Genomic DNA, 18,316 nt, shown 5'->3' with positions numbered 1-18,316 from the left:
AATAAAGTGAGGTACTTACCAAAACGTATGTATCGAACCAGCAAGGGCAAGAACGGATGAAAGCAAAAAAACCCTACAACTGCGGCATCGGCCCCGCGTTCGAGGTCATCGGCGGCAAGTGGAAAGCCGTGATCCTGTGGGAGCTTCATGCGCAGCCGCGCCGCTTCGGCGAGCTGAAGCGGCTCTTGCCGGACATCAGCGAGAAGATGCTGATCCAGCAGTTGCGCGAACTGGAGGCGGACGGCATCGTGCACCGCGAGGTGTTCCACGAAGTGCCGCCGCGGGTGGAGTATTCGGAGACGAAGCTCGGTGCATCGCTCAATGCGGCACTCGGGCCGCTGGCGGATTGGGGCGACCGCTATGCCAAGCGCGCGGGCGTGGCACGCTGAGCTTTGCCGGTGCCCCGCGTGCCGGTGCCGATCAGGCCCAGCCGGTTTCGATTTCGGTCTTCACCTCGGTCATGAGCCGGTGCACCGGGCACTTGCCCGCCACGCGCAGCAGTTCGTCGCGCTGCGCCTCGGTGAGCTCGCCGGTCACGCGCAAGCTCGACTTCAGCCGGTAGACGCCCTTGCGCTCCTCGCTGTCGTCGCGGTCGATGATCACTTCGATGTCTTCCACCGGCATGCCCTTGCGGCGCGCGTAGATCAACACCGTGAGCGCCTTGCAGGCCGCGAGCGAGGCGTCGTACAGGTCGTGGGGCTCGGGCCCCGCATCGCTGCCGCCGCCGGCCGGCGAGGCATCGATGGGAATCTCATGGCTGCGAATCTTGAGAATGTGACGCGTGCCCGTGATGCCGTCGCGCCGGACCGTGATGCTCATGCCGATGTCCTTGGTGGTGTGGGTGTGCTGTGAATGCCGGGCGCGATGGTAGCCCCTGGCCTTGCTCAACGGTCGACCGCAAGCATCAGCGTTTCCTTGATTTCTTCCATCACCACATAGCTGTGCGACTCGGCCGCCACGGGCAGCTTCTTGAGGATGTCGCCCAAGAGGTGCCGGTACTCGCTCATGCCGCTCAGGCGCGCCTTCACCAGGTAGTCGAAGCTGCCCGAGACCAGGTGGCATTCGAGCACCTCGGGCATGTGAAGCAGCTCCTTGCGCACCTTGTCGAACACGTCGCCCGACTTGGCGGAGAGCTTGATTTCGACGAACACCAGCAGCGTCTTGCCGAGCGCCTCGGGCGACACATGCGCGTGGTAGCCGCTGATGACGCCTTCGCGTTCCATGCGCTTCACGCGTTCGGCGCAAGGCGATGCCGACAGGCCGATGCGCTCGGCCAACTCGGTCATGGAAATGCGGCCCTGGCGCTGCAGCAGGTCGAGGATCTTGCGGTCGATGCGGTCGAGTTCGGGCATTTCACTCCTCGCGGGGCATTGGGCAAGAGTTTTCAGTGACTTTCACTGAAAACCGCTTGAAAACAATGAAATCCACCGCATTGTGCGCCTTAGATTTCGTGTATTCACCTTCAATCTGGTAAATATCCATGAAAGTCATCGTTCTTGGCGGCGGCGTGATCGGCACCACGACGGCCTACTACCTCGCCCGCTCGGGTGCCGATGTGACGCTGCTCGACCGGCAGGCCGGCCCGGCCGAGGAAACCAGCTTCGGCAACGCCGGGCAGGTGTCGCCAGGCTATTCGACGCCATGGGCTGCACCGGGCATTCCGCTGAAGGCGATCAAGTGGATGTTCCAGAAGCACGCGCCGCTGTCGATCCGCCCGGACGGCACGCTGTTCCAGCTGCGCTGGATGGCGGCGATGCTGCGCAACTGCTCGCCCGAGCGCTACGCGGTGAACAAGGAACGCATGATGCGCGTGGCCGAATACAGCCGCGGCTGCCTGCAGCAACTGCGCGCCGAAACGGGCCTTCAATACGAACAACGCACCGGCGGCACGCTGCAGCTGTTCCGCACGCAGGCGCAGCTCGACGCGGTGCAACGCGACATCGCGGTGCTCGATGAATGCGGCGTGCCGTATGAACTGCTCGACCGCGATGCGCTCGCGCGTGTCGAGCCTGCCTTGGCCGGTGCGCGCGACCGGCTCACGGGCGGCCTGCGCCTGCCGAACGATGAAACCGGCGACTGCCACCTGTTCACACGCGGGCTTGCCGACATCGCGCGCGGACTGGGCGTGGACTTCCGCTTCGGCCAGACCATCGACGGACTGGAGACCGACGGCGGCCGCATCACCGGTGTGCGCACCAAGGCCGGCAAGATTCTTACGGCCGACCGCTACGTGATGGCCTTCGGCAGCTATTCGCGCGCAGCTATCGCATCGCTGGGGCTGGACATTCCGGTGTATCCCGTCAAGGGCTACTCGCTCACCGTGCCGCTCGTCGACGAGTCGCTGGCGCCGCAATCGACCGTGCTCGACGAGACCTACAAGGTGGCGGTCACGCGTTTCGACAATCGCATTCGCGTGGGCGGCATGGCCGAACTCGGCGGCTTCGACCTGCGGCTGAACCCGCATCGCCGCGCCACGCTCGAGAAGGTGGTGAGCGATCTGTTCCCCGGCGGCGATCTGCCGAGCGCCACCTTCTGGACCGGCCTGCGCCCCATGACTCCCGACAGCACGCCCATCGTCGGCGCCACGCGCTACCCGAACCTGTTCCTGAACACGGGTCACGGCACGCTGGGCTGGACGATGGCTTGCGGCTCGGGCAAGCTGATCTCCGACCTTGTGACGGGTCAGCGGCCGGAGATTCGCACGGACGGGCTGGCGATGGACCGCTATACGCAAGGGGCCTCGCGCACCCGGCATCCGAATCCTGCGACTGCTGCGGCCTGAGGCCTGCGGTTTTAGGGCTGCTGTTCAGGGCTGCTGTTCAGGGCTTGCGCAAAGGCCACCGGGTACTCCCCTCCGCGAATGTCCCCCGGGGCTGCGCCCCTCCTCCTTTATTTCGCTGCGCGGAGCACCCGATGCCCTGTGCACCTGGGCACGCTGCTGGTGCAACGCTGATCAACGACCGGCGCGTGTGACGCTCCCGTCGATGGGGTGCCTTGCGCAGCGAAATAAAGGAGGAGGCCGCAGGCCGGGGGACATTCGCGGAGCAAGGTACCCCGTCGGCGGGTGCGCCGCCCTGAACAACACCAACAGCGCCAAAAAACTCAGGCAGCCTTCGCAATCGGAATGGTCCCACGGGTCATCCCGCGATAAACCTCCGCCTCGCCATGCTTCGCAAGCAGCTGCATCAGGTGCTTGCGAATCAGCATCCCCGGCCGATCGGACTCCATCGAATATTCGACGCCCCGCCGCCGTGTATCGACCAGCGCATCGGGGTCCGTCGATTCGAGGATGTCCTTGTCCTCGCGGGTGATCTCCTCGTCGAAGTCGATCAGCATCTGCGCCGCGCAATCGGCCTCCGTGTCGTTGCGGAACAGCCATTGGCACAGCTGCATGCGGCCATCGTCGATGGGTGTGAAGCAATTGATGATGATGTGGCGCACGCCGCTCGGGTATTCGATGTCGAGCCGGCGCGAGAACGGCAGAAAGTAGGCGTTGCGCATGTGGCGCGTGGTGATCGGGTCCGTCACGCCGCTGATGGCGTGAAACTTGGCGGGGTTGACGGCCTCGATCACAGTTTCCGCATGGAAGCCGTTTTCGTTCTCCACCAGCTCGTATTTGCTCGGCTTCGGGCTTGCGGCCACGCCGAAGGTGGCGCGGTGCACAAAGCTGAAGTGCGAGTTGTCGAATGAATTTTCCAGCGCCCGCATCGGGCTGGTCTGCCACTCTTCATGGAACTGGAAGATGGTGCGGTAGCCCGGGTCGGTGAATTCGGGAATCGCTGGAATATCCGCAAGCGGTTCTTCCAGGGCCACCCATGCATAGCCATAGCGCGCAGTGCAGCGGTAGGCGGTCGTCTTGTACTCCGGCGAAATCTTGCGGTCGGGCTCGTACTGCGGAATGCGGATCACCTGCCCGCTGCGGTCGTAGGTCCAGCCGTGATAACCGCACTGGATAGCGCCCTGCCCGCAGGCCTTGCCTTCCCCGTCGACGCACCAGCCCTTCGAAAGCTTGGCCGTGCGATGGCAGCAGCGGTCGCGCAGCGCAGCGGGCTGGCCGTCGGCATCAATGAATAGAACGATGTCTTCACCCAGCAGCGTGAAGGGCTTGGGGCCTTGGGCCAGGTCGGCAAGCGGCATGACGGCATGCCAGAACTTGCGGAAGACGGGTTGTTGGGTGACGAGCATGCGTGGACTCCTTCTGTTGTTGCGCGTGGGTACGAACGAACCTGAAAGAGCAATTTCCTGCCGCGGGGGCTGAACGCTTCTACTCTGCGCCACTTGCCATGCAAATTGCGCGCCCGCATTGTGGCCCGGGCCGGCGCAGCCTCCAAGCACCCGACGGCAATGCCCGAGCAAAAGACCGTGGCATGCGGCTTGGCATGGCTCGTGCATGAACTTGCGCAAGAGTAGAAGCGTTCAGCAGCGCACGCACCACGGTTGTGCGCCCGCCCGGAAATTGCTCTTGAAGTGCCTCCTGCCTTGGCGGGAGGGTTCAAGACCCGAGAATTCCGAGGCCCCACATGCAACGTCGATTCTTTCTTGCGGCCAGTGCCGCCACCCTTGCCGCCCCTGCCGTCTTTGCCCAAGGCGGCGGCAAGCTGACCCCGCTCAAGTTCACGCTCGATTTCCGCATCAACGGCCAGACCGCGCCCTTCTTCCTCGCGCACAGCAAGGGCTACTACAGGGACGAAGGCCTGGACGTGACCATCGACACCGGCGCCGGCTCGGTCGCGTCGATCACGCGCATCGCAAGCGGTGTCTACCAGATGGGCCTGGGCGACATCAGCTCGCTGGTCGAATTCAATGCGCAGAACCCCGGCACCCCGATGGTGCAGGCCGTGTACCAGTACTACAACCGCGCACCCTTCGTGATCATCGGCCGCAAGGACCGCGGGGTGACCGGCGACTTCAAGAGCCTGGCGGGCAAGAAGGTGGCCGCGGCGGCCGTCGAATCGACCCGCCGCGCCTGGCCGATGGTGGCGCGCAAGCAGGGCATGCGCAGCGACGCGTTCCAATGGCAGACCACCGACTTCAGCGCGCGCGACAACGTGATGGTGCGCGGCGACGTCGATGCAGCCACTTACTTTCATGACTCCGCCGTGTCGCTCTTCGCGCGCATGAAGGCCGAGGAGCTGTCGGTGCTCAAGTATTCGGACGCGGGCGTCGACCTGTACGGCAACGCCATTCTTGCGAGCAGCAACCTCATTGCGCAGAACCCCAAGCTGGTTGCGGCCTTTCTGCGCGCCACCAACCGCGCCATCGTCGAGACCTTTGCCAACCCGGCGCCCAGCATTGCGGCCATGCGCCAGCGCGAACCCATCCTCGACGAAAAGATGGAGCTCGAGCGCTGGGGCGTCACCGCGCAATACGTGGGCGCCGCAGACACGCGGGGCCACGGCCTGGGCGACATCAGGAAGCTCACGCTCGAGCAGCAGGTCGACGAGGTCGTCGACGTATTCGGCCTCAAGGTCAAGCCCGCGTCCGACGCCATCTTCAACACTTCGATGCTGCCATCGCGGAGCGAACGTACCCTCTCCAAGACATGAGCCAGGACATTACCCAAGGCATGAACATCAGCAACAGTCACAACGCACCCCCTGAAGAAACCACGCTCGACGAGCGGGACGAGCGCTACCTGCGCAAGGCCATCGTCTGGTCGCATGCGGCGCGCCGGCGTGGCAACCGGCCCTTCGGATCGGTCATCGTCTCGGCCGCCGGCGAGGTGCTGGCCGAGGCCGGCAACAGCAACACCGAAACCGGCGACTGCACCGCCCATGCGGAGGTGAATGCGCTGCGCGCGCTGGCCGGGAAAGGCCTCACGCGCGAAGAGCTAGCAGGCGCGACCATCTATGCATCGGGCGAGCCCTGCGTGATGTGCGCGGGTGCCATCTTCTGGTCGAACATCGGCCGCGTGGTGTTCGGCATCGACGCCGAGCGGCTGCGCGTGTTCCGCGGCGAGCGGCAGGATCAGCGCGATGCGGAGCTGTCGTGCCGCGATGTGTTCCGCGCTTCGCCACATCCGATCGAATGCATCGGCCCGGCGCTGCTCGACGAAGCGAGTGCCGCGCATGACGGAGCGTGGGGGGTCTAGGCTCGCCCCCAGTCTTCGCGCACTGCGTGTCGCTTCGCCAACCCCCTACCGGGGGCAACACCTGAGGCCCGGCGAAGCCGGTTCCTCGGTGTTCCGCGCGAAGAAGACCGTGCGGGCGAATAGACTCGTTGGATGTCCTGGCACGCCCATCTTCATCTCGACTACCGACAGGAAACCGCCCGCAGCGTCGCGCGCTTTCGCCATGACGGCCCGCTGCGCATCCTGCAGAGCCTCTATCCCGAAGGCGATGCGATCTGCCACAACGTGCTGGTGCATCCGCCGGGCGGGCTGGTGGGTGGCGACACGCTGGACATCGACATCGAGGCGGCGGACGGAAGCCACGGGCTCATCACCACGCCCGGTGCTTCGCGCTTCTATCGATCCGAAGGCGAGCTGGCGCTGCAGCGCACGCGCATCCGGCTGGCACAAGGTGCGCGGCTCGAGTGGCTGCCGCTGGAAGCCATCTGCTACAGCGGCTGCAAGGCTGAGAACCGCCTCACCATCGAGGCCGAGCCCGGCGCCGAGATGATCGGCTGGGACGTGACCGCGCTGGGCCTGCCCAACGCAAACCAGCCTTTCGAACGCGGCACGTATCTGCAGCACATCGAGGTGCCTGGCATCTGGCTGGAGCGCGGGCGCATCGACGCGGCCGACCAGCGGTTGCTGCAAAGCCCGCTGGGCTTCGGCGGGCATCGCTGCAATGCGTCGCTGTTCTTCGTGTCTGGCACGCCGGCCGCGCGTGCGCGGCGCGAGGCGCTGCTTGCGCTCGCGCGCGAGACCATCGATGCGCACGGCCTGCAGGAGAGCGCTGGCGCGACGAGCCCGCATGCGGAGATCGTCGTGCTGCGCGTGCTCGCACCGGTGGTCGAGCCCGCGATGCAGCTGCTGCGGCAGGTGTGGCAGGCCTGGCGCGCCGAGCTGTGGCAGCTGCCGGCGAGCTCGCCGCGCATCTGGGCGACCTAGCGTTTCAGGCCGGCATGTCGGTGCGCGGCAGCCGCAGGTGCTTCTTCAGCGTCTCGAACACCTGCCGCGTGACCGGATTCACCACGTGGCTGCGCACGTACAGGTAGTAGGCCAGGTCGGGCAGGCGCGGCATGCCGTCGCCCGCACCCAGCACGCGCAGGCCCGCGTCGAGCTGCTCCACGCCGCGCGCCGTCACGCCGAGGCCCGCGCGCAACGCGGCCTTGATGCCGATCAGGCTCGACGAGGTGTAGCGCGGCGTCCAGGCCACGCCCGCGGCATCGAGCGCCTCGTGGCCGATGCGGCGAAAGATGCTCGGGCCATCGGCCATGATCAGCGGCACCGGCTTGGACGGATCGTGCACATAGCTGGCCGCGCAAAGCCACACGGTCGGCGAATTGCGCAGCACCACGCCGTCGAACTGCGGATCGGCGCGGTTGGAGATGATCATGTCGACCTCGCCGCTCTTGAGCGAGGTCATGAGGTAGGGGCTACGGCCGATGTGGATGTCCAGTTGCAGCAGCGGAGAAGTGCGCGCCACCTCGGACAGCAGCAGCGGCAGCATGGTCTCGGCCACGTCGTGCGGTGCGCCGATGCGCAGGTTGCCTTCGAGTTCGCCCTGCCGGAGGCTGCGCAGCGCCTCGTCGTTGAGCGCGAGCAGGTGGTGCGCATAGGTCAGGAGCCGTTCGCCATGCTCGGTGAGCCGCTTCTGCCGGCCCTGCTTGGCGAAGAGCGGGTGGCCCACCTGCTCTTCGAGCCGCTGCATCTGCTGCGTGATGGCCGACTGCGTGCGCCCCAGGTGCACGGCCGCCGCAGCAAAGCTGTGGTGGCTGACGACGGCCGCGAAGGAGCGCAGCAGTTCAAGATCGAGCGTGGGCATACATTAATTTTATTGATGTATTTCTTGCGCCGGCTGGATTGTCGGGTCACACCCCGGTCACTACAGTGAATGCACGCCAAGACACGCATCCTCACTGGAGAACCCCGCATGAGCACCCTGTCCGACCAACGCCGCGAGGCGGTCGCTGCGTCTATCGCCCGGATGAAGAAAGCCATTGGCGGCGCTGAACCAACCCGCGAAAAGCTAGATGCGGTGCTCGACGCGCTGCAAGGGCTGGCCGCGCGCACCGACTACTGGGGCGCCGCCGACTTTCCTGCGCCCGAGGCCGGCGAGCACCAGGCCCGCTACCTGATTGCCGAGGACCCGGACCAGAGCTACGCGCTCTACCTCAACGTGATGCGGCCGGGCAAGAAGATCGTGCCGCACAACCACACCACCTGGGCCTGCATTGCCGCGGTGGAAGGCACCGAGCACAACCGCGTGTACGAGCGGCGCGACGACGGCTCGGTGCCGGGTGTCGGCAAGCTCGAGGAAACCGCGCTGGTCGTGGTTGCGCCGGGCAAGGGCATCGCGCTGATGCCCGAGGACATCCACTCGGTCGAGATCCAGGGCGACCAGGTCATTCGGCACCTGCACATGTATGGCCGCGCGCTCGAAACGCTGAACCAGCGCACCGCGTACGACCTGGCGGCCGGCACGTACCAGACGATGGGCATCGGCGTGCAGACGCGCCGCTAGGCCCCTCTTTCAACCTCGTCTTCTTTCATGCGGGCCGTGCAGAACGCGGCCTCGCAGGACTGCGTTCGTCCCAACGGCTTGCCTCCCATGACCTCTTTCATCGACCCGAAGACCCTCAAATCCTGGCTGCACGACGGCGGCGAGATCGCGCTGCTCGACGTTCGCGAGCACGGCCAGTACGGCGAGGCGCATCTGTTCTATGGAATCCCCCTGCCCTTCAGCCGGCTCGAACTCGACGCACCCCGCCTCGTGCCGCGCCGCAGCGTGCGCGTGGTCGTGTATGACGACGGCGACTGCGATGTGGCCGAGCGCGCCGCCCGCCGGCTTGCTGCGCTGGGCTACACCGGCGTGCATGTGCTGCAGGGCGGCACCCGCGCCTGGAAGATCGCGGGCCATGCGCTCTTCGCAGGCGTCAACCTGCCTTCGAAGACCTTCGGCGAGCTGGCCGAAGAGGCCTATCACACGCCCCGCGTGAGCGCCGACCAGTTGGCCGAGATGCTGGCGCGCAAGGAGAAGGTGGTGGTGCTCGACGGCCGGCCGGTAAGCGAGTTCCACAAGATGAACATCCCCACGGCCACCTGCTGCCCCAACGGCGAGCTCGCCTACCGCGTGCGCCGGCTGGTGCCCGACACCACCACGCCCATCGTCATCAATTGCGCGGGCCGCACGCGCAGCATCATCGGTGCGCAGACGCTCATCAACCTGGGCCTTCCCAACCCCGTCTATGCGCTGGAGAACGGCACGCAGGGCTGGTACCTGAACGACCACGCGCTGGAGCACGGCGGCACGCGGCGCTATGCAGCGGACAGCGGCAACACAGATCTTCGGCCGGCCGCGAAGGCGCTGGCCGAGCGCTTCGGCGTGCCCACGGTCAGCGCGCAGACCGTGCAGCAATGGGCCGGCGATGCCAGCCGCACCCTGTTTCTCTGCGATGTGCGCACACCCGAGGAATTCGCAGCCGGCACGCTGCCCGGCGCGCAGCACACGCCCGGCGGGCAATTGATGCAGGCCGGTGACCAGTACGTCGGCGTGCGCGGCGCGCGGCTCGTGCTGTTCGACAACGACGGTGTGCGCGCGCCCACCATTGCGCACTGGCTGCGCCAGATGGGCCACGAGGCGAGCGTGCTTGAAGGTGGGCTCGAAGGTGGGCTCGGGAGTGGGCTGTCGCTCGCGCCCGCCGCTGCGCCACCCGAGCCCGCACCTGCGCTGTCGACGATCGAGGCACAGGCGCTGTCCGCCCGCCTCGCGCAGGGCGACGTGGCGCTGATCGACCTGCGCCCGAGCATGCAGTTCCGCGCCGGCCACATACCGCAGGCGCGCTGGTCGATACGCCCGCGCCTGGCCAACGACATGAAGAACGAAACGCGCCAGCTCGTGCTGGTGGCCGACGACGATGCGCTCGCGGCCTGGGCCGCGGCGTCGGAGCTGGCCGGCCTCTCGCGCGCGCCGCTGCTGCTTGCAGGCGGCATGGTCGCATGGCGCGGCGCCGGACTTCCGGTGGAAGCCACGCCCGCTCTGCCCGCCGATGCGGACTGCATCGACTACCTGTTCTTCGTGCACGACCGCCACGACGGCAACAAGGAAGCCGCGCGCCGCTACCTGGCCTGGGAGACCGGGCTAGTGGCGCAACTCGATGCGCAGGAGCGCTCGGCTTTCAGGCTGCCTGCCGCTTCCGAGAGTCCACACGCCTAGTCCCGCTTGCCCTTCTTCATTCCTTCATCCGTTCGCCGTTGTCAGTTCCTATTCCAGGAGTCCCGTCATGTCGTCTGCCCATCGCATTCCGAGCCTTGCCCGCCTTTCCGTCGCTGCCGCATGGCTCGCGGTCATGGCCTTGCAGCCTGCCTCGGCCCAGCCGCTGCCGGCACGCGACGGCTTTCCGTCGCAAACGGTGAAGTTCGTCTCGCCCTTTCCCCCAGGCGGCGGCAACGACGCCACGGCCCGGCTGGTGACCACGCGGCTGCCGGAAATCATGGGCCAGGCCGCGGTGGTGGACAACCGCGGCGGCGCGGGCGGCAACATCGGCGCCAAGTCGGTGGCCGAGGCCAAGCCCGACGGCTACACGGTGCTGACCTCGCAGGTGTCGATCATGGCGGTGAACCCTTCGCTCTACTCGGCGCCCGGCTTCGATCCGCTGAAGAACTTCATGCCGATCACGCAGATCAACGCGGCGCCGCTCGCGCTGGTGGTGGAAGCCAATTCGCCCTACAAGACCTTTGCCGACCTGGCCACGCGCGCCAAGGCGAGCCCCGGCAAGGTCACCTATGCCACGCCGGGCAATGGCACGCTCTCGCACATGGTCGGCGTGGTGCTGCAAAAGAACAGCGGCGTGGACATGACCCATGTGCCCTACAAGGGCGCCGGCCCCGCGCTCACCGACCTGCTCGGCGGGCAGGTCGACGTGCTCGTGACCTCGACCTCGTCGGTCGCGGGCATGGTGCAGAACGGCAAGCTGCGCGTGCTTGCCGTCACCAGCCCGCGCCGTATCGGCGTGTTCGCCAAGGTACCCACGCTCGAGGAACTGGGCTACGCCAATGCCCGCTTCGAAGACTGGTACGGATTTTTCGCGCCGGCCGGCACGCCGCCCGAGCGCGTGGCCTATCTGAACGAGGCCATCGTGCGCACGCTGCGCCTGCCCGAAGTGACCAAGCTCGTGAACGACGGCGGCAGCGAGGTGGTGGCCAGCACGCCCGAAGCCTTTGCCGCGCAGCTGCGTCAGGACATCGACCGCTGGTCGGGTATCGTCAAGCTTTCCGGCGCGAAGGCGGATTGACGCCCCACAGGGGCCCCGCTCGCTGAAACACACCATGTCCGATTCGCCCAAAGATCCCGCAGACCAGTCCCTCGACACCCGGCTCGTCCACACCGGCAAGGCCCCGGCCTACTTCGGCGGCTCGCCGGTCAACACGCCGCTGGTGCGCGCGAGCACCGTGCTGTTCGACAGCGTGGCCGCCATGCGCGACACGCGCGCGCGGCGCGATGGCGAGCGCGCCTTCAGCTACGGCGCACGCGGCACGCCCACCACCTTCGCGCTCGAAGACGCGGTGAGCGAACTCGAAGGTGCCCACCGCACGCGCCTCTTTCCCACCGGCCTTGCCGCCATCGGCATGGTGCTGCTGTCGTACCTGAAGCCCGGCGACCATGTGCTGATGTCGGACAGCGTGTACGAACCGGCGCGCAACCTCGTGCATTCGTTCCTCGATCCCTATGGCATCCGCTGCACCTTCTTTGCCGCGGACGGCAGCGGCATCGAAGAGCTGTTCGAGCCGAACACCAAACTCGTGTATGCCGAGTGCCCCGGCTCGCTGGTCTACGAGATGTGCGACCTGCCCAGGCTGGCCGAACTGGCGCATGCGCGCGGCGCGCTTCTGGCGGCGGACAACACCTGGGGCTCGGGCATTCAATACCGGCCGCTCGCGCTGGGCGCCGACATCTCGCTGATGGCCGCCACCAAATACCTCTCGGGCCATTCGGACGTGATGATGGGCACCGTCGCCACCACGCGCGAGGCCTGGCAGCCGCTCAATGAGCGCTGCGACGCCTTCGGCATGACGGTGAGCCCTGACGATGCCTGGCTGGTGCTGCGCGGCATGCGCACGCTGTCCGCCCGGCTGCAAATGCACGAGCGGCATGCGATGGAAGTGGCGCACTGGCTGGAGGCACGGCCCGAAGTGGCGGCGGTGTTCTGCCCCGCGCTGCCGCAGCATCCGGGCCACTGCCTCTGGAAGCGCGATTGCCGCGGCACCAACGGGCTCGTCTCATTCGAGCTGCAGCCGGGCATCGAGGACGCCTCGGTCGATCGCCTCGTCGATGCGCTGTCGCTGTTCGGCCGCGGCTCGTCGTGGGGCGGCTACGAGAGCCTGGTGGCCTGGGCCAACATGCGTGCAGCGCGCAGCGTGACCGACTGGAGCCGGCGCGGTGCTGTCATTCGGCTGCACGTGGGGCTCGAAGCGCCCTCGGATCTGCTGCGCGATCTTGAATGTGGCTTTGCGGCCCTGGGTGCCGGCTGAAGGCGCCTCCAGCGGCTCAGGCTGCGGCCGGCTCGGGAAGGATGGCCGTCAGCGCGAAGTCGACAAGGTGGAGCCAGGTCGCTTCGAGGCCCATGATGCTGTGATGGTCGGAGCCGGGAACGGTCTGCACCGAGATGGGCGTCGGCCATGCGGCGATGAGCTTCTGCGAGCGCTCGGGCAGCACCACATCGTCATGCTCGGCCAGCAGCACCTGCGTCTTGGCGGCCACTTCCTTGCAGTGCGTCAGCGAATCGAAGCGATGCCGCAGCAGCAATGAAAGCGGTACGAGCGGAAAGCGCCTCTTGGCCACTTCCAGCATCGAGTCGTACGGCGTGACCAGTTGCAGGCTCGAGAACTCCTGCTGCGCCACCAGCTGGATGGCCACGCCCGTGCCCAGGCTTCGGCCGACCACGTGCAGGCGCGCCTGCGGAAAGGCCTTGCGCAAGTGGCGGGCGAACTGGATCGCGTCCGCCACGGAGGCAATCTCGGAGGGATGGCCTTGCGAATCGGCCACGCCGCGGTAGTTGACCGCGGCGAAGCCGAAGCCTTCCGGTAGCCAGTGCAATGCCTGCGCGGTGGCGCGCACGTCCTCGCCCCGCCCGGCAAAGTAGATGAAGAGGTCTTGCAGCGCCTCTTCGCCATGCGGGTGATAGACATACCCGCGCACCATGCCGCCCGGCACCGTGTGCGAGTAGGTGGAAAAGTCGTCGGACAGATGAACGACGGGCAGCTTTCGGGCGTTGAACAGAATGTGCCCCTGGCGTGTTGCCAGGAGCGTCCAGTACGCGGCGATGCCGCCAATGGCAGCGGCCGACGCCGAGAGTGCAATGCGGAAGGCTTTGGATGACAAGGTTTTCTCCGGAAGAGGCTTTGCGCCGGGCGGCTACTTCTTGCAGTCGCCACCGACGGAAGCCGTGCCGTCCTTGCATTCGGTCAGGATGCGTTCGTCGGCCGCGCGCGGGGGCGCGCCGTTCGAGGCGGCTTCCTGCGCGGGTGATGTGGGCGATGCGCCTTCGCGCTGGTAAACGATTTTCTTGCTGCCGAGCTCGCAGCTGCCCACCACCTGGCCGCTCGCCTCGGCGTTGGCGTCGACGGTGGCTACGGTAAACCGCGTGACGCCGGCCGCGGCAATCTTCGCTTCGATCTGGGTACGCAGTGCTTCGCAGTTTTCAGCAGCAGCGTTGGCGGTGCCTGCCGAAGCAAGCGCGATGTAAATCAACCAGGGTTTCATGATGAGTCTGTCTCGTACCGTGGGTACCGAGGGGTTTGCGAGCCAAGAGTCTAGCCCCGCATTTCCGGAAGAAGCATCCTCGCACACGCTCTGGTAACCGCAGGTCACGGCCGCCAGGATGCAGACTCATCCGTCAACAACTTGTTCGAAGCCTATTCGCAAGCGCTTCTGCCAGCCGGAGACTGGCGCAGCCTGTTCAGAAAGATGAGCTGGCTCTTCGCCGTATCGCTGCCTTGCGACGCCGCCTTCATCATCCAGCCGCGGGCCTCGCAGCGGTCTGCCTTGACGGCCGATCCGTAGAGCGTGGGCCCTGCCAGCAGCACCATGCCCAGCATCTCCTGCGCCTCGGCACTGCCCTCTCCAGCAGCCTGCCGGAGCTCATCGAGCATGGTGCGGTAGTCGCGGGCCGTCTGTGCTTCGAGTGCCAGCTGAAACCGCTGCTCGGCATGCAAGACGATCTTCGGTTCCGCCGGCTGCGCCGCGGAGAGCGCCGCCGTCAGGCAAAGGCCGCCGGCCAGCACGATGCGCCAACGCAGCGACCAGCTTGCGATTTGATTCAATTCGGATGCCATATCGATGTTCTCCACCAGTGGTTCGGGTGAAGGGCATCGTGGCAGCAAGCGCTTGCAAAAAGAAACTGGAATTCACACAGGCAGGCTCAGGCAGTGCCTGAGTCCGTGCCTTGGTCAGCAATCTATGACGCTTCAGTTGGCGCTCAGGTCCATCAGCATGCGCGACAGCAGATAGAGCCGTGGCACCACGCTTTCGACCTCTGCGTACTCGTCCGGCGTGTGGATGCCGCCGCCCACAATGCCGAAGCCGTCGAGCACCGGTACGCCCACTCCGGCCACCAGGCTGGCATCGGCCGCGCCGCCGCTGCTTTCAATGGTGAGCTTCTTGCCGATCTCGGCGTAGATGCCCTCGGCCATGGCCACGAGCTTGTCCGACGCAGGCGAACGCGGCATCGGCGGCAGGCCGCGGATGAGACGCACGCGAACTTCGGTGTCGGGAATCAGCTTGTTCTGCGAGATGCGGACCAGGTCCTTCTCGACCCGGTCGAGCTCTTCGGGCGTGGCGGCGCGCACATCGCCCCTGGCGCTTGCGGTGGCGGGAATCACGTTGGTCGGCCCGTTGGCATTGAGCACCGTGAAGTTGACCGTGGTCTTCTTCGCCGCATCGCCCGTCTTCGCCAGCTGCAGCACCTGGTGCGCCACTTCCATCGCCGCATTGCGGCCCGCTTCGGGCGCAACGCCCGCGTGCGAGGCGAGCCCCTTCACTTCGATGAGCGCCGTGGCCGAGCCCTTGCGCTCCACCACGAGTCCGTCGGCCGGGCGGCCCGGCTCGAGGTTCAGCGCCACGTCATGCTGCTTGGCAATGCGCTCGATGAGCGCGCTGGTGCCCACCGATCCCACCTCTTCGTTCGTGTCGATGAGGAAGGTGATCTGCCCATAGTCCTTGAAGCCGATCTTCTGCAGGATCTTCAACGCCTGGAGCCCGGCGACCACGCCGCCCTTGTTGTCCATGACGCCGGGGCCGTAGGCGCGCCCGTCCTTGATGTAGAACGGCTTGGCCGCGGCCGTGCCTTCCTTGAACACCGTATCGATGTGGGCAAGGATCAGGATCTTCTTCTTGCCCTGCCCGGTGATCGTGGCGACCACGTTGGTGCCGGGATGCGGCTCCGCCGGAAAAGTCTCGATGCGCGCGTCGAGCTTGCGCAGCTCGGCAACGACGATTTCACGCACCTTGTCGAGCCCCTCGGTGTTGGCCGAGCCGGAGTCGATGTTGACCATTTGCTCCAGCAGCTTCAGCGCTTCTTCCTTCTGCTGCGTGGCCGCATCCAGCGCACCCTGGTGCGGCTTCTGCGCCATGGCGGCGCCAGCGAACAGCGCGCAAGCCAGTACTGCGCCCTGGCAGGCAGTGCGCAATGGCGCGGGTTTGGTGAAGTGATTGCGCTTGTGAAGACGAGTCATGGAATCCGTTCTGTTGTTCGTTCGAAGTTGGACGAAGGAAAGCCCGCTGGCGCGGGCTCCCTCAGGCTATCACCCGCTTTCCGCGCGGGTCAAGCGAACAAAACACGGACGGACCGGATTTCGCGGCCTAGCAGCAGCGGCCCTTGCCTCCGCCGTAGCGCGCTTCGAGGCGCTCGCGGAAGAAGGCCTCGTAGCTCATCGGCGGCTGGCCGGGATGCGTGGCCGACATGTGGCTCAGATAGGCGTCGTAGTCGGGCAGCCCGACCATGAGCCGCAGCGACTGCTTGAGCGAGCGGGCAAAGTAGCGCCCGGCTTCCGGCAATGCGAGGGCCATGGCTGTGCTCAGCGCGCGGCCGATGCGGCCATCGGTTCGAAAGGCGTTTCTTGCGCGGTCGGCCGGTTGGCCGCGCGCGCGGCAAGGCAAGCCTTGATGCTGTACACCAGCACGCTCAGCACCACGAACATGAACAGCGCGCACAGCGCGGCGTCGAGCCGGTCGTTGAAGACGATGCGCGACATGGCCTCAGGCGTTTTCGCGGGCGCCACCAGCACGCCGTTGGCCAGGCCTTCGGTGTACTTGGCCGCGTGCGAGAGAAAACCGATCTTCGGGTCGGGCGAGAAGATTTTCTGCCAGCCGGCCGTGAGCGTGCAGGCCAGCAGCCATGCGGCCGGCGCAATGGCCACCCACGCATAGCGCTCGCGCTTCATGCGGAACAGCACCACCACGCCGAGCAGCAGCGCCACCGCGGCCAGCATCTGGTTGGAGATGCCGAAGAGCGGCCACAGCGTGTTGATGCCGCCCAGCGGATCGACCACGCCCTGGTAGAGAAAGTAGCCCCAGGCCGCCACGCACAGCGCCGTGGCAAACAGGTTGGCCGGCAGCGAATCGGTGCGCTTGAGCGCGGGCACGAAGCTGCCCAGCAGGTCTTGCAGCATGAAGCGGCCCGCGCGGGTGCCGGCGTCCACGGCGGTGAGGATGAACAGCGCCTCGAACAGGATTGCGAAGTGATACCAGAAGGCCATCATGGCCTGCCCGCCGATCACCTGGTGAAGAATGTGGGCCATGCCCACGGCCAGCGTCGGCGCACCGCCCGCACGGCCGAGGATGGTGGTTTCGCCCACGTCCTTGGCGGTTTGCACCAGCATCTCGGGTGTGACCACGAAGCCCCAGCTCGAAATGGTTTGCGCCGCCTGCTGCGCAGTGCTGCCCACCAACGCAGCCGGGCTGTTCATTGCAAAGTAGATGCCCGGCTCGATGCACGAAGCCGCCACCAGCGCCATGACCGCAACGAACGACTCGGCCAGCATGCCGCCGTAGCCGATGAAACGCGCATGGCGCTCGTTGTCGAGCATCTTGGGCGTGGTGCCCGAAGAAATCAGCGCATGAAAGCCCGACACCGCACCGCACGCGATGGTGATGAACAGGAACGGGAACAGGCTGCCCGACCACACCGGGCCGTTGCCCTGCGCAAACTGCGTGACGGCCGGCATCTGCAGCGTGGGCATGACAAACACGATGCCGATGGCCAGCGCGATGATCGTGCCGATCTTCAAGAAGGTCGAAAGGTAGTCGCGCGGCGCCAGCAGCAGCCACACCGGCAAGCTCGCGGCAATGAAGCCGTAGCCCACGAGCATCCATGTGAGCGCCTTGCCGTCGAAGGTGAAGAGCGGCGCCCACTCGGGGTTCTGGCTCACGGCCTGGCCGCCGAAGATGGCGAGCATCAGCAGCACGAAGCCGATCAGCGACACCTCGCCGATGCGCCCCGGGCGAATGAAGCGCAGGTACACGCCCATGAACAGCGCCACCGGAATGGTGGCCGCCACCGTGAAGGTGCCCCACGGCGATTCGGCCAGTGCCTTCACCACGATCAGCGCCAGCACCGCGAGGATGATGATCATGATCATGAAGGTGCCGAAGAGCGCGATCATCCCGGGCACCACGCCCATCTCCTGCTTGACCAGGTCGCCGAGCGAGCGGCCGTCGCGCCGCGTGGAGATGAACAGGATGATGAAGTCTTGCACCGCGCCCGCGAACACCACGCCCGCCAGCACCCACAAGAGGCCCGGCAGGTAGCCCATCTGCGCCGCGAGCACCGGGCCCACCAGCGGCCCCGCACCGGCAATGGCCGCAAAGTGGTGGCCGAACAGCACGTTCTTGTCGGTGGGCACGTAGTCGAGCCCGTCGTTGTGGCGGTGCGCCGGCGTCTTGCGGTTGCCGTCAAGCACCAGCACCTTCTCGGCGATGAACAGGCTGTAATAGCGGTAGGCGATCAGGTAGGTGCAGATCGCGGCGGTCACCACCCAGAGGGCGTTGACGCTTTCGCCGCGCGTGAGGGCAACGGTGCCCAGCGCAAAAGCGCCGAGCACGGCCACGGCTAGCCACACCAGGTGGCGGCGGATGCTGTGCATGGGAATGTCTCCTGGAATTGAACCCGGGAGTGTTCCGCGTCGGCCCCGAGCCCGCATCCGTCGCACCGC

The 18,316-nt window shown here is 66.4% G+C and carries 19 protein-coding genes; 9 read left to right on the top strand and 10 right to left on the bottom strand.

Annotation, left to right across the window (positions count from 1 at the left end):
- Window positions 1-56 precede the first annotated feature (56 nt).
- Window positions 57-389 carry a winged helix-turn-helix transcriptional regulator gene (locus V9K97_RS03675; protein ID WP_337316287.1) on the top strand — a complete coding sequence of 111 codons (333 nt, stop codon included), beginning with the start codon at window positions 57-59 and terminating at the stop codon, window positions 387-389.
- A gap of 31 nt (window positions 390-420) precedes the next feature.
- Here V9K97_RS03675 and V9K97_RS03670 read toward each other — a convergent pair whose 3' ends face one another.
- On the bottom strand, window positions 421-819 hold the full coding sequence (locus tag V9K97_RS03670; protein ID WP_337316286.1) for an OsmC family protein: 399 nt from the start codon (window positions 817-819) through the stop codon (window positions 421-423).
- 65 nt (window positions 820-884) lie between these two features.
- Window positions 885-1,352, bottom strand: a complete 468-nt coding sequence (locus V9K97_RS03665; protein WP_055803119.1) for a winged helix-turn-helix transcriptional regulator — start codon at window positions 1,350-1,352, stop codon at window positions 885-887.
- 128 nt (window positions 1,353-1,480) lie between these two features.
- On the opposite strand from V9K97_RS03665, the gene V9K97_RS03660 reads away from it, so the two are divergent.
- Complete coding sequence (locus tag V9K97_RS03660) at window positions 1,481-2,782, top strand: D-amino acid dehydrogenase (protein ID WP_337316285.1); 1,302 nt, start codon at window positions 1,481-1,483, stop codon at window positions 2,780-2,782.
- A 320-nt stretch (window positions 2,783-3,102) separates the two neighbouring features.
- On the opposite strand, the gene V9K97_RS03655 is transcribed toward V9K97_RS03660, so the two are convergent.
- Window positions 3,103-4,185: an aromatic ring-hydroxylating dioxygenase subunit alpha gene (locus tag V9K97_RS03655; protein ID WP_337316283.1), complete on the bottom strand. Its 1,083-nt coding sequence runs from the start codon at window positions 4,183-4,185 to the stop codon at window positions 3,103-3,105.
- A gap of 335 nt (window positions 4,186-4,520) precedes the next feature.
- Here V9K97_RS03655 and V9K97_RS03650 point away from each other — a divergent pair, with 335 nt between their 5' ends.
- The 3 genes from V9K97_RS03650 to V9K97_RS03640 all read left to right on the top strand — a co-directional run bounded on the left by V9K97_RS03650 (window position 4,521) and on the right by V9K97_RS03640 (window position 7,054).
- The gene (locus V9K97_RS03650) at window positions 4,521-5,546 is read left to right on the top strand and encodes an ABC transporter substrate-binding protein (protein WP_337316282.1); all 1,026 of its coding nucleotides are present in this window, start codon (window positions 4,521-4,523) and stop codon (window positions 5,544-5,546) included.
- 20 nt (window positions 5,547-5,566) lie between these two features.
- The gene (locus tag V9K97_RS03645) at window positions 5,567-6,091 is read left to right on the top strand and encodes a nucleoside deaminase (RefSeq protein ID WP_337316476.1); all 525 of its coding nucleotides are present in this window, start codon (window positions 5,567-5,569) and stop codon (window positions 6,089-6,091) included.
- A gap of 132 nt (window positions 6,092-6,223) precedes the next feature.
- Window positions 6,224-7,054: an urease accessory protein UreD gene (locus V9K97_RS03640; RefSeq protein WP_337316280.1), complete on the top strand. Its 831-nt coding sequence runs from the start codon at window positions 6,224-6,226 to the stop codon at window positions 7,052-7,054.
- A 4-nt stretch (window positions 7,055-7,058) separates the two neighbouring features.
- Here V9K97_RS03640 and V9K97_RS03635 read toward each other — a convergent pair whose 3' ends face one another.
- A complete protein-coding gene (locus V9K97_RS03635) occupies window positions 7,059-7,931 on the bottom strand; it encodes a LysR substrate-binding domain-containing protein (RefSeq protein WP_337316278.1) in 873 nt (290 codons plus the stop codon).
- Between the two features lie 108 nt (window positions 7,932-8,039).
- On the opposite strand from V9K97_RS03635, the gene V9K97_RS03630 reads away from it, so the two are divergent.
- From V9K97_RS03630 to metC, 4 genes are all read left to right on the top strand, one after another.
- Entirely contained in the window at window positions 8,040-8,630 is a 591-nt protein-coding gene (locus V9K97_RS03630) for a mercaptosuccinate dioxygenase (RefSeq protein ID WP_337316276.1), read from the top strand.
- 87 nt (window positions 8,631-8,717) lie between these two features.
- Window positions 8,718-10,322 (top strand): rhodanese-like domain-containing protein, encoded by a 1,605-nt coding sequence (locus V9K97_RS03625; protein ID WP_337316274.1) that lies wholly within the window; start codon window positions 8,718-8,720, stop codon window positions 10,320-10,322.
- A 67-nt stretch (window positions 10,323-10,389) separates the two neighbouring features.
- The gene (locus V9K97_RS03620) at window positions 10,390-11,400 is read left to right on the top strand and encodes a Bug family tripartite tricarboxylate transporter substrate binding protein (RefSeq protein WP_337316272.1); all 1,011 of its coding nucleotides are present in this window, start codon (window positions 10,390-10,392) and stop codon (window positions 11,398-11,400) included.
- A gap of 34 nt (window positions 11,401-11,434) precedes the next feature.
- The gene (metC, locus tag V9K97_RS03615; protein ID WP_337316270.1) at window positions 11,435-12,637 is read left to right on the top strand and encodes a cystathionine beta-lyase; all 1,203 of its coding nucleotides are present in this window, start codon (window positions 11,435-11,437) and stop codon (window positions 12,635-12,637) included.
- Between the two features lie 16 nt (window positions 12,638-12,653).
- Here the strand turns inward: metC and V9K97_RS03610 are convergent, their stop codons facing one another.
- The 6 genes from V9K97_RS03610 to V9K97_RS03585 all read right to left on the bottom strand — a co-directional run bounded on the left by V9K97_RS03610 (window position 12,654) and on the right by V9K97_RS03585 (window position 18,247).
- A complete protein-coding gene (locus V9K97_RS03610) occupies window positions 12,654-13,487 on the bottom strand; it encodes an alpha/beta hydrolase (RefSeq protein WP_337316269.1) in 834 nt (277 codons plus the stop codon).
- Between the two features lie 33 nt (window positions 13,488-13,520).
- Window positions 13,521-13,868: a DUF1161 domain-containing protein gene (locus V9K97_RS03605; RefSeq protein WP_337316268.1), complete on the bottom strand. Its 348-nt coding sequence runs from the start codon at window positions 13,866-13,868 to the stop codon at window positions 13,521-13,523.
- A gap of 152 nt (window positions 13,869-14,020) precedes the next feature.
- The gene (locus tag V9K97_RS03600; RefSeq protein WP_258501871.1) at window positions 14,021-14,440 is read right to left on the bottom strand and encodes a sel1 repeat family protein; all 420 of its coding nucleotides are present in this window, start codon (window positions 14,438-14,440) and stop codon (window positions 14,021-14,023) included.
- Window positions 14,441-14,572: 132 nt separating this feature from the next.
- Window positions 14,573-15,838 (bottom strand): glutamate carboxypeptidase, encoded by a 1,266-nt coding sequence (locus V9K97_RS03595; RefSeq protein ID WP_258501872.1) that lies wholly within the window; start codon window positions 15,836-15,838, stop codon window positions 14,573-14,575.
- A gap of 127 nt (window positions 15,839-15,965) precedes the next feature.
- The gene (locus tag V9K97_RS03590) at window positions 15,966-16,172 is read right to left on the bottom strand and encodes a YbdD/YjiX family protein (RefSeq protein ID WP_337316266.1); all 207 of its coding nucleotides are present in this window, start codon (window positions 16,170-16,172) and stop codon (window positions 15,966-15,968) included.
- Between the two features lie 8 nt (window positions 16,173-16,180).
- A complete protein-coding gene (locus V9K97_RS03585) occupies window positions 16,181-18,247 on the bottom strand; it encodes a carbon starvation CstA family protein (RefSeq protein WP_337316264.1) in 2,067 nt (688 codons plus the stop codon).
- Between the last annotated feature and the right edge of the window lie 69 nt (window positions 18,248-18,316).

The organism is Variovorax sp. CCNWLW186, assembly GCF_037203865.1.
Lineage (GTDB): Bacteria > Pseudomonadota > Gammaproteobacteria > Burkholderiales > Burkholderiaceae_C > Variovorax.
Note: the sequence above shows the minus strand (reverse complement) of the source record. Positions and strands in the feature narration are given on the sequence as shown.

Coding starts and splice junctions, on each gene's coding strand:
- V9K97_RS03675 (WP_337316287.1), top strand. CDS start 57: ATGAAAGCAAAAAAACCCTACAACTGCGGCATCGGCCCCGCGTTCGAG.
- V9K97_RS03670 (WP_337316286.1), bottom strand. CDS start 819: ATGAGCATCACGGTCCGGCGCGACGGCATCACGGGCACGCGTCACATT.
- V9K97_RS03665 (WP_055803119.1), bottom strand. CDS start 1,352: ATGCCCGAACTCGACCGCATCGACCGCAAGATCCTCGACCTGCTGCAG.
- V9K97_RS03660 (WP_337316285.1), top strand. CDS start 1,481: ATGAAAGTCATCGTTCTTGGCGGCGGCGTGATCGGCACCACGACGGCC.
- V9K97_RS03655 (WP_337316283.1), bottom strand. CDS start 4,185: ATGCTCGTCACCCAACAACCCGTCTTCCGCAAGTTCTGGCATGCCGTC.
- V9K97_RS03650 (WP_337316282.1), top strand. CDS start 4,521: ATGCAACGTCGATTCTTTCTTGCGGCCAGTGCCGCCACCCTTGCCGCC.
- V9K97_RS03645 (WP_337316476.1), top strand. CDS start 5,567: ATGAACATCAGCAACAGTCACAACGCACCCCCTGAAGAAACCACGCTC.
- V9K97_RS03640 (WP_337316280.1), top strand. CDS start 6,224: ATGTCCTGGCACGCCCATCTTCATCTCGACTACCGACAGGAAACCGCC.
- V9K97_RS03635 (WP_337316278.1), bottom strand. CDS start 7,931: ATGCCCACGCTCGATCTTGAACTGCTGCGCTCCTTCGCGGCCGTCGTC.
- V9K97_RS03630 (WP_337316276.1), top strand. CDS start 8,040: ATGAGCACCCTGTCCGACCAACGCCGCGAGGCGGTCGCTGCGTCTATC.
- V9K97_RS03625 (WP_337316274.1), top strand. CDS start 8,718: ATGACCTCTTTCATCGACCCGAAGACCCTCAAATCCTGGCTGCACGAC.
- V9K97_RS03620 (WP_337316272.1), top strand. CDS start 10,390: ATGTCGTCTGCCCATCGCATTCCGAGCCTTGCCCGCCTTTCCGTCGCT.
- metC (WP_337316270.1), top strand. CDS start 11,435: ATGTCCGATTCGCCCAAAGATCCCGCAGACCAGTCCCTCGACACCCGG.
- V9K97_RS03605 (WP_337316268.1), bottom strand. CDS start 13,868: ATGAAACCCTGGTTGATTTACATCGCGCTTGCTTCGGCAGGCACCGCC.
- V9K97_RS03600 (WP_258501871.1), bottom strand. CDS start 14,440: ATGGCATCCGAATTGAATCAAATCGCAAGCTGGTCGCTGCGTTGGCGC.
- V9K97_RS03595 (WP_258501872.1), bottom strand. CDS start 15,838: ATGACTCGTCTTCACAAGCGCAATCACTTCACCAAACCCGCGCCATTG.
- V9K97_RS03590 (WP_337316266.1), bottom strand. CDS start 16,172: ATGGCCCTCGCATTGCCGGAAGCCGGGCGCTACTTTGCCCGCTCGCTC.
- V9K97_RS03585 (WP_337316264.1), bottom strand. CDS start 18,247: ATGCACAGCATCCGCCGCCACCTGGTGTGGCTAGCCGTGGCCGTGCTC.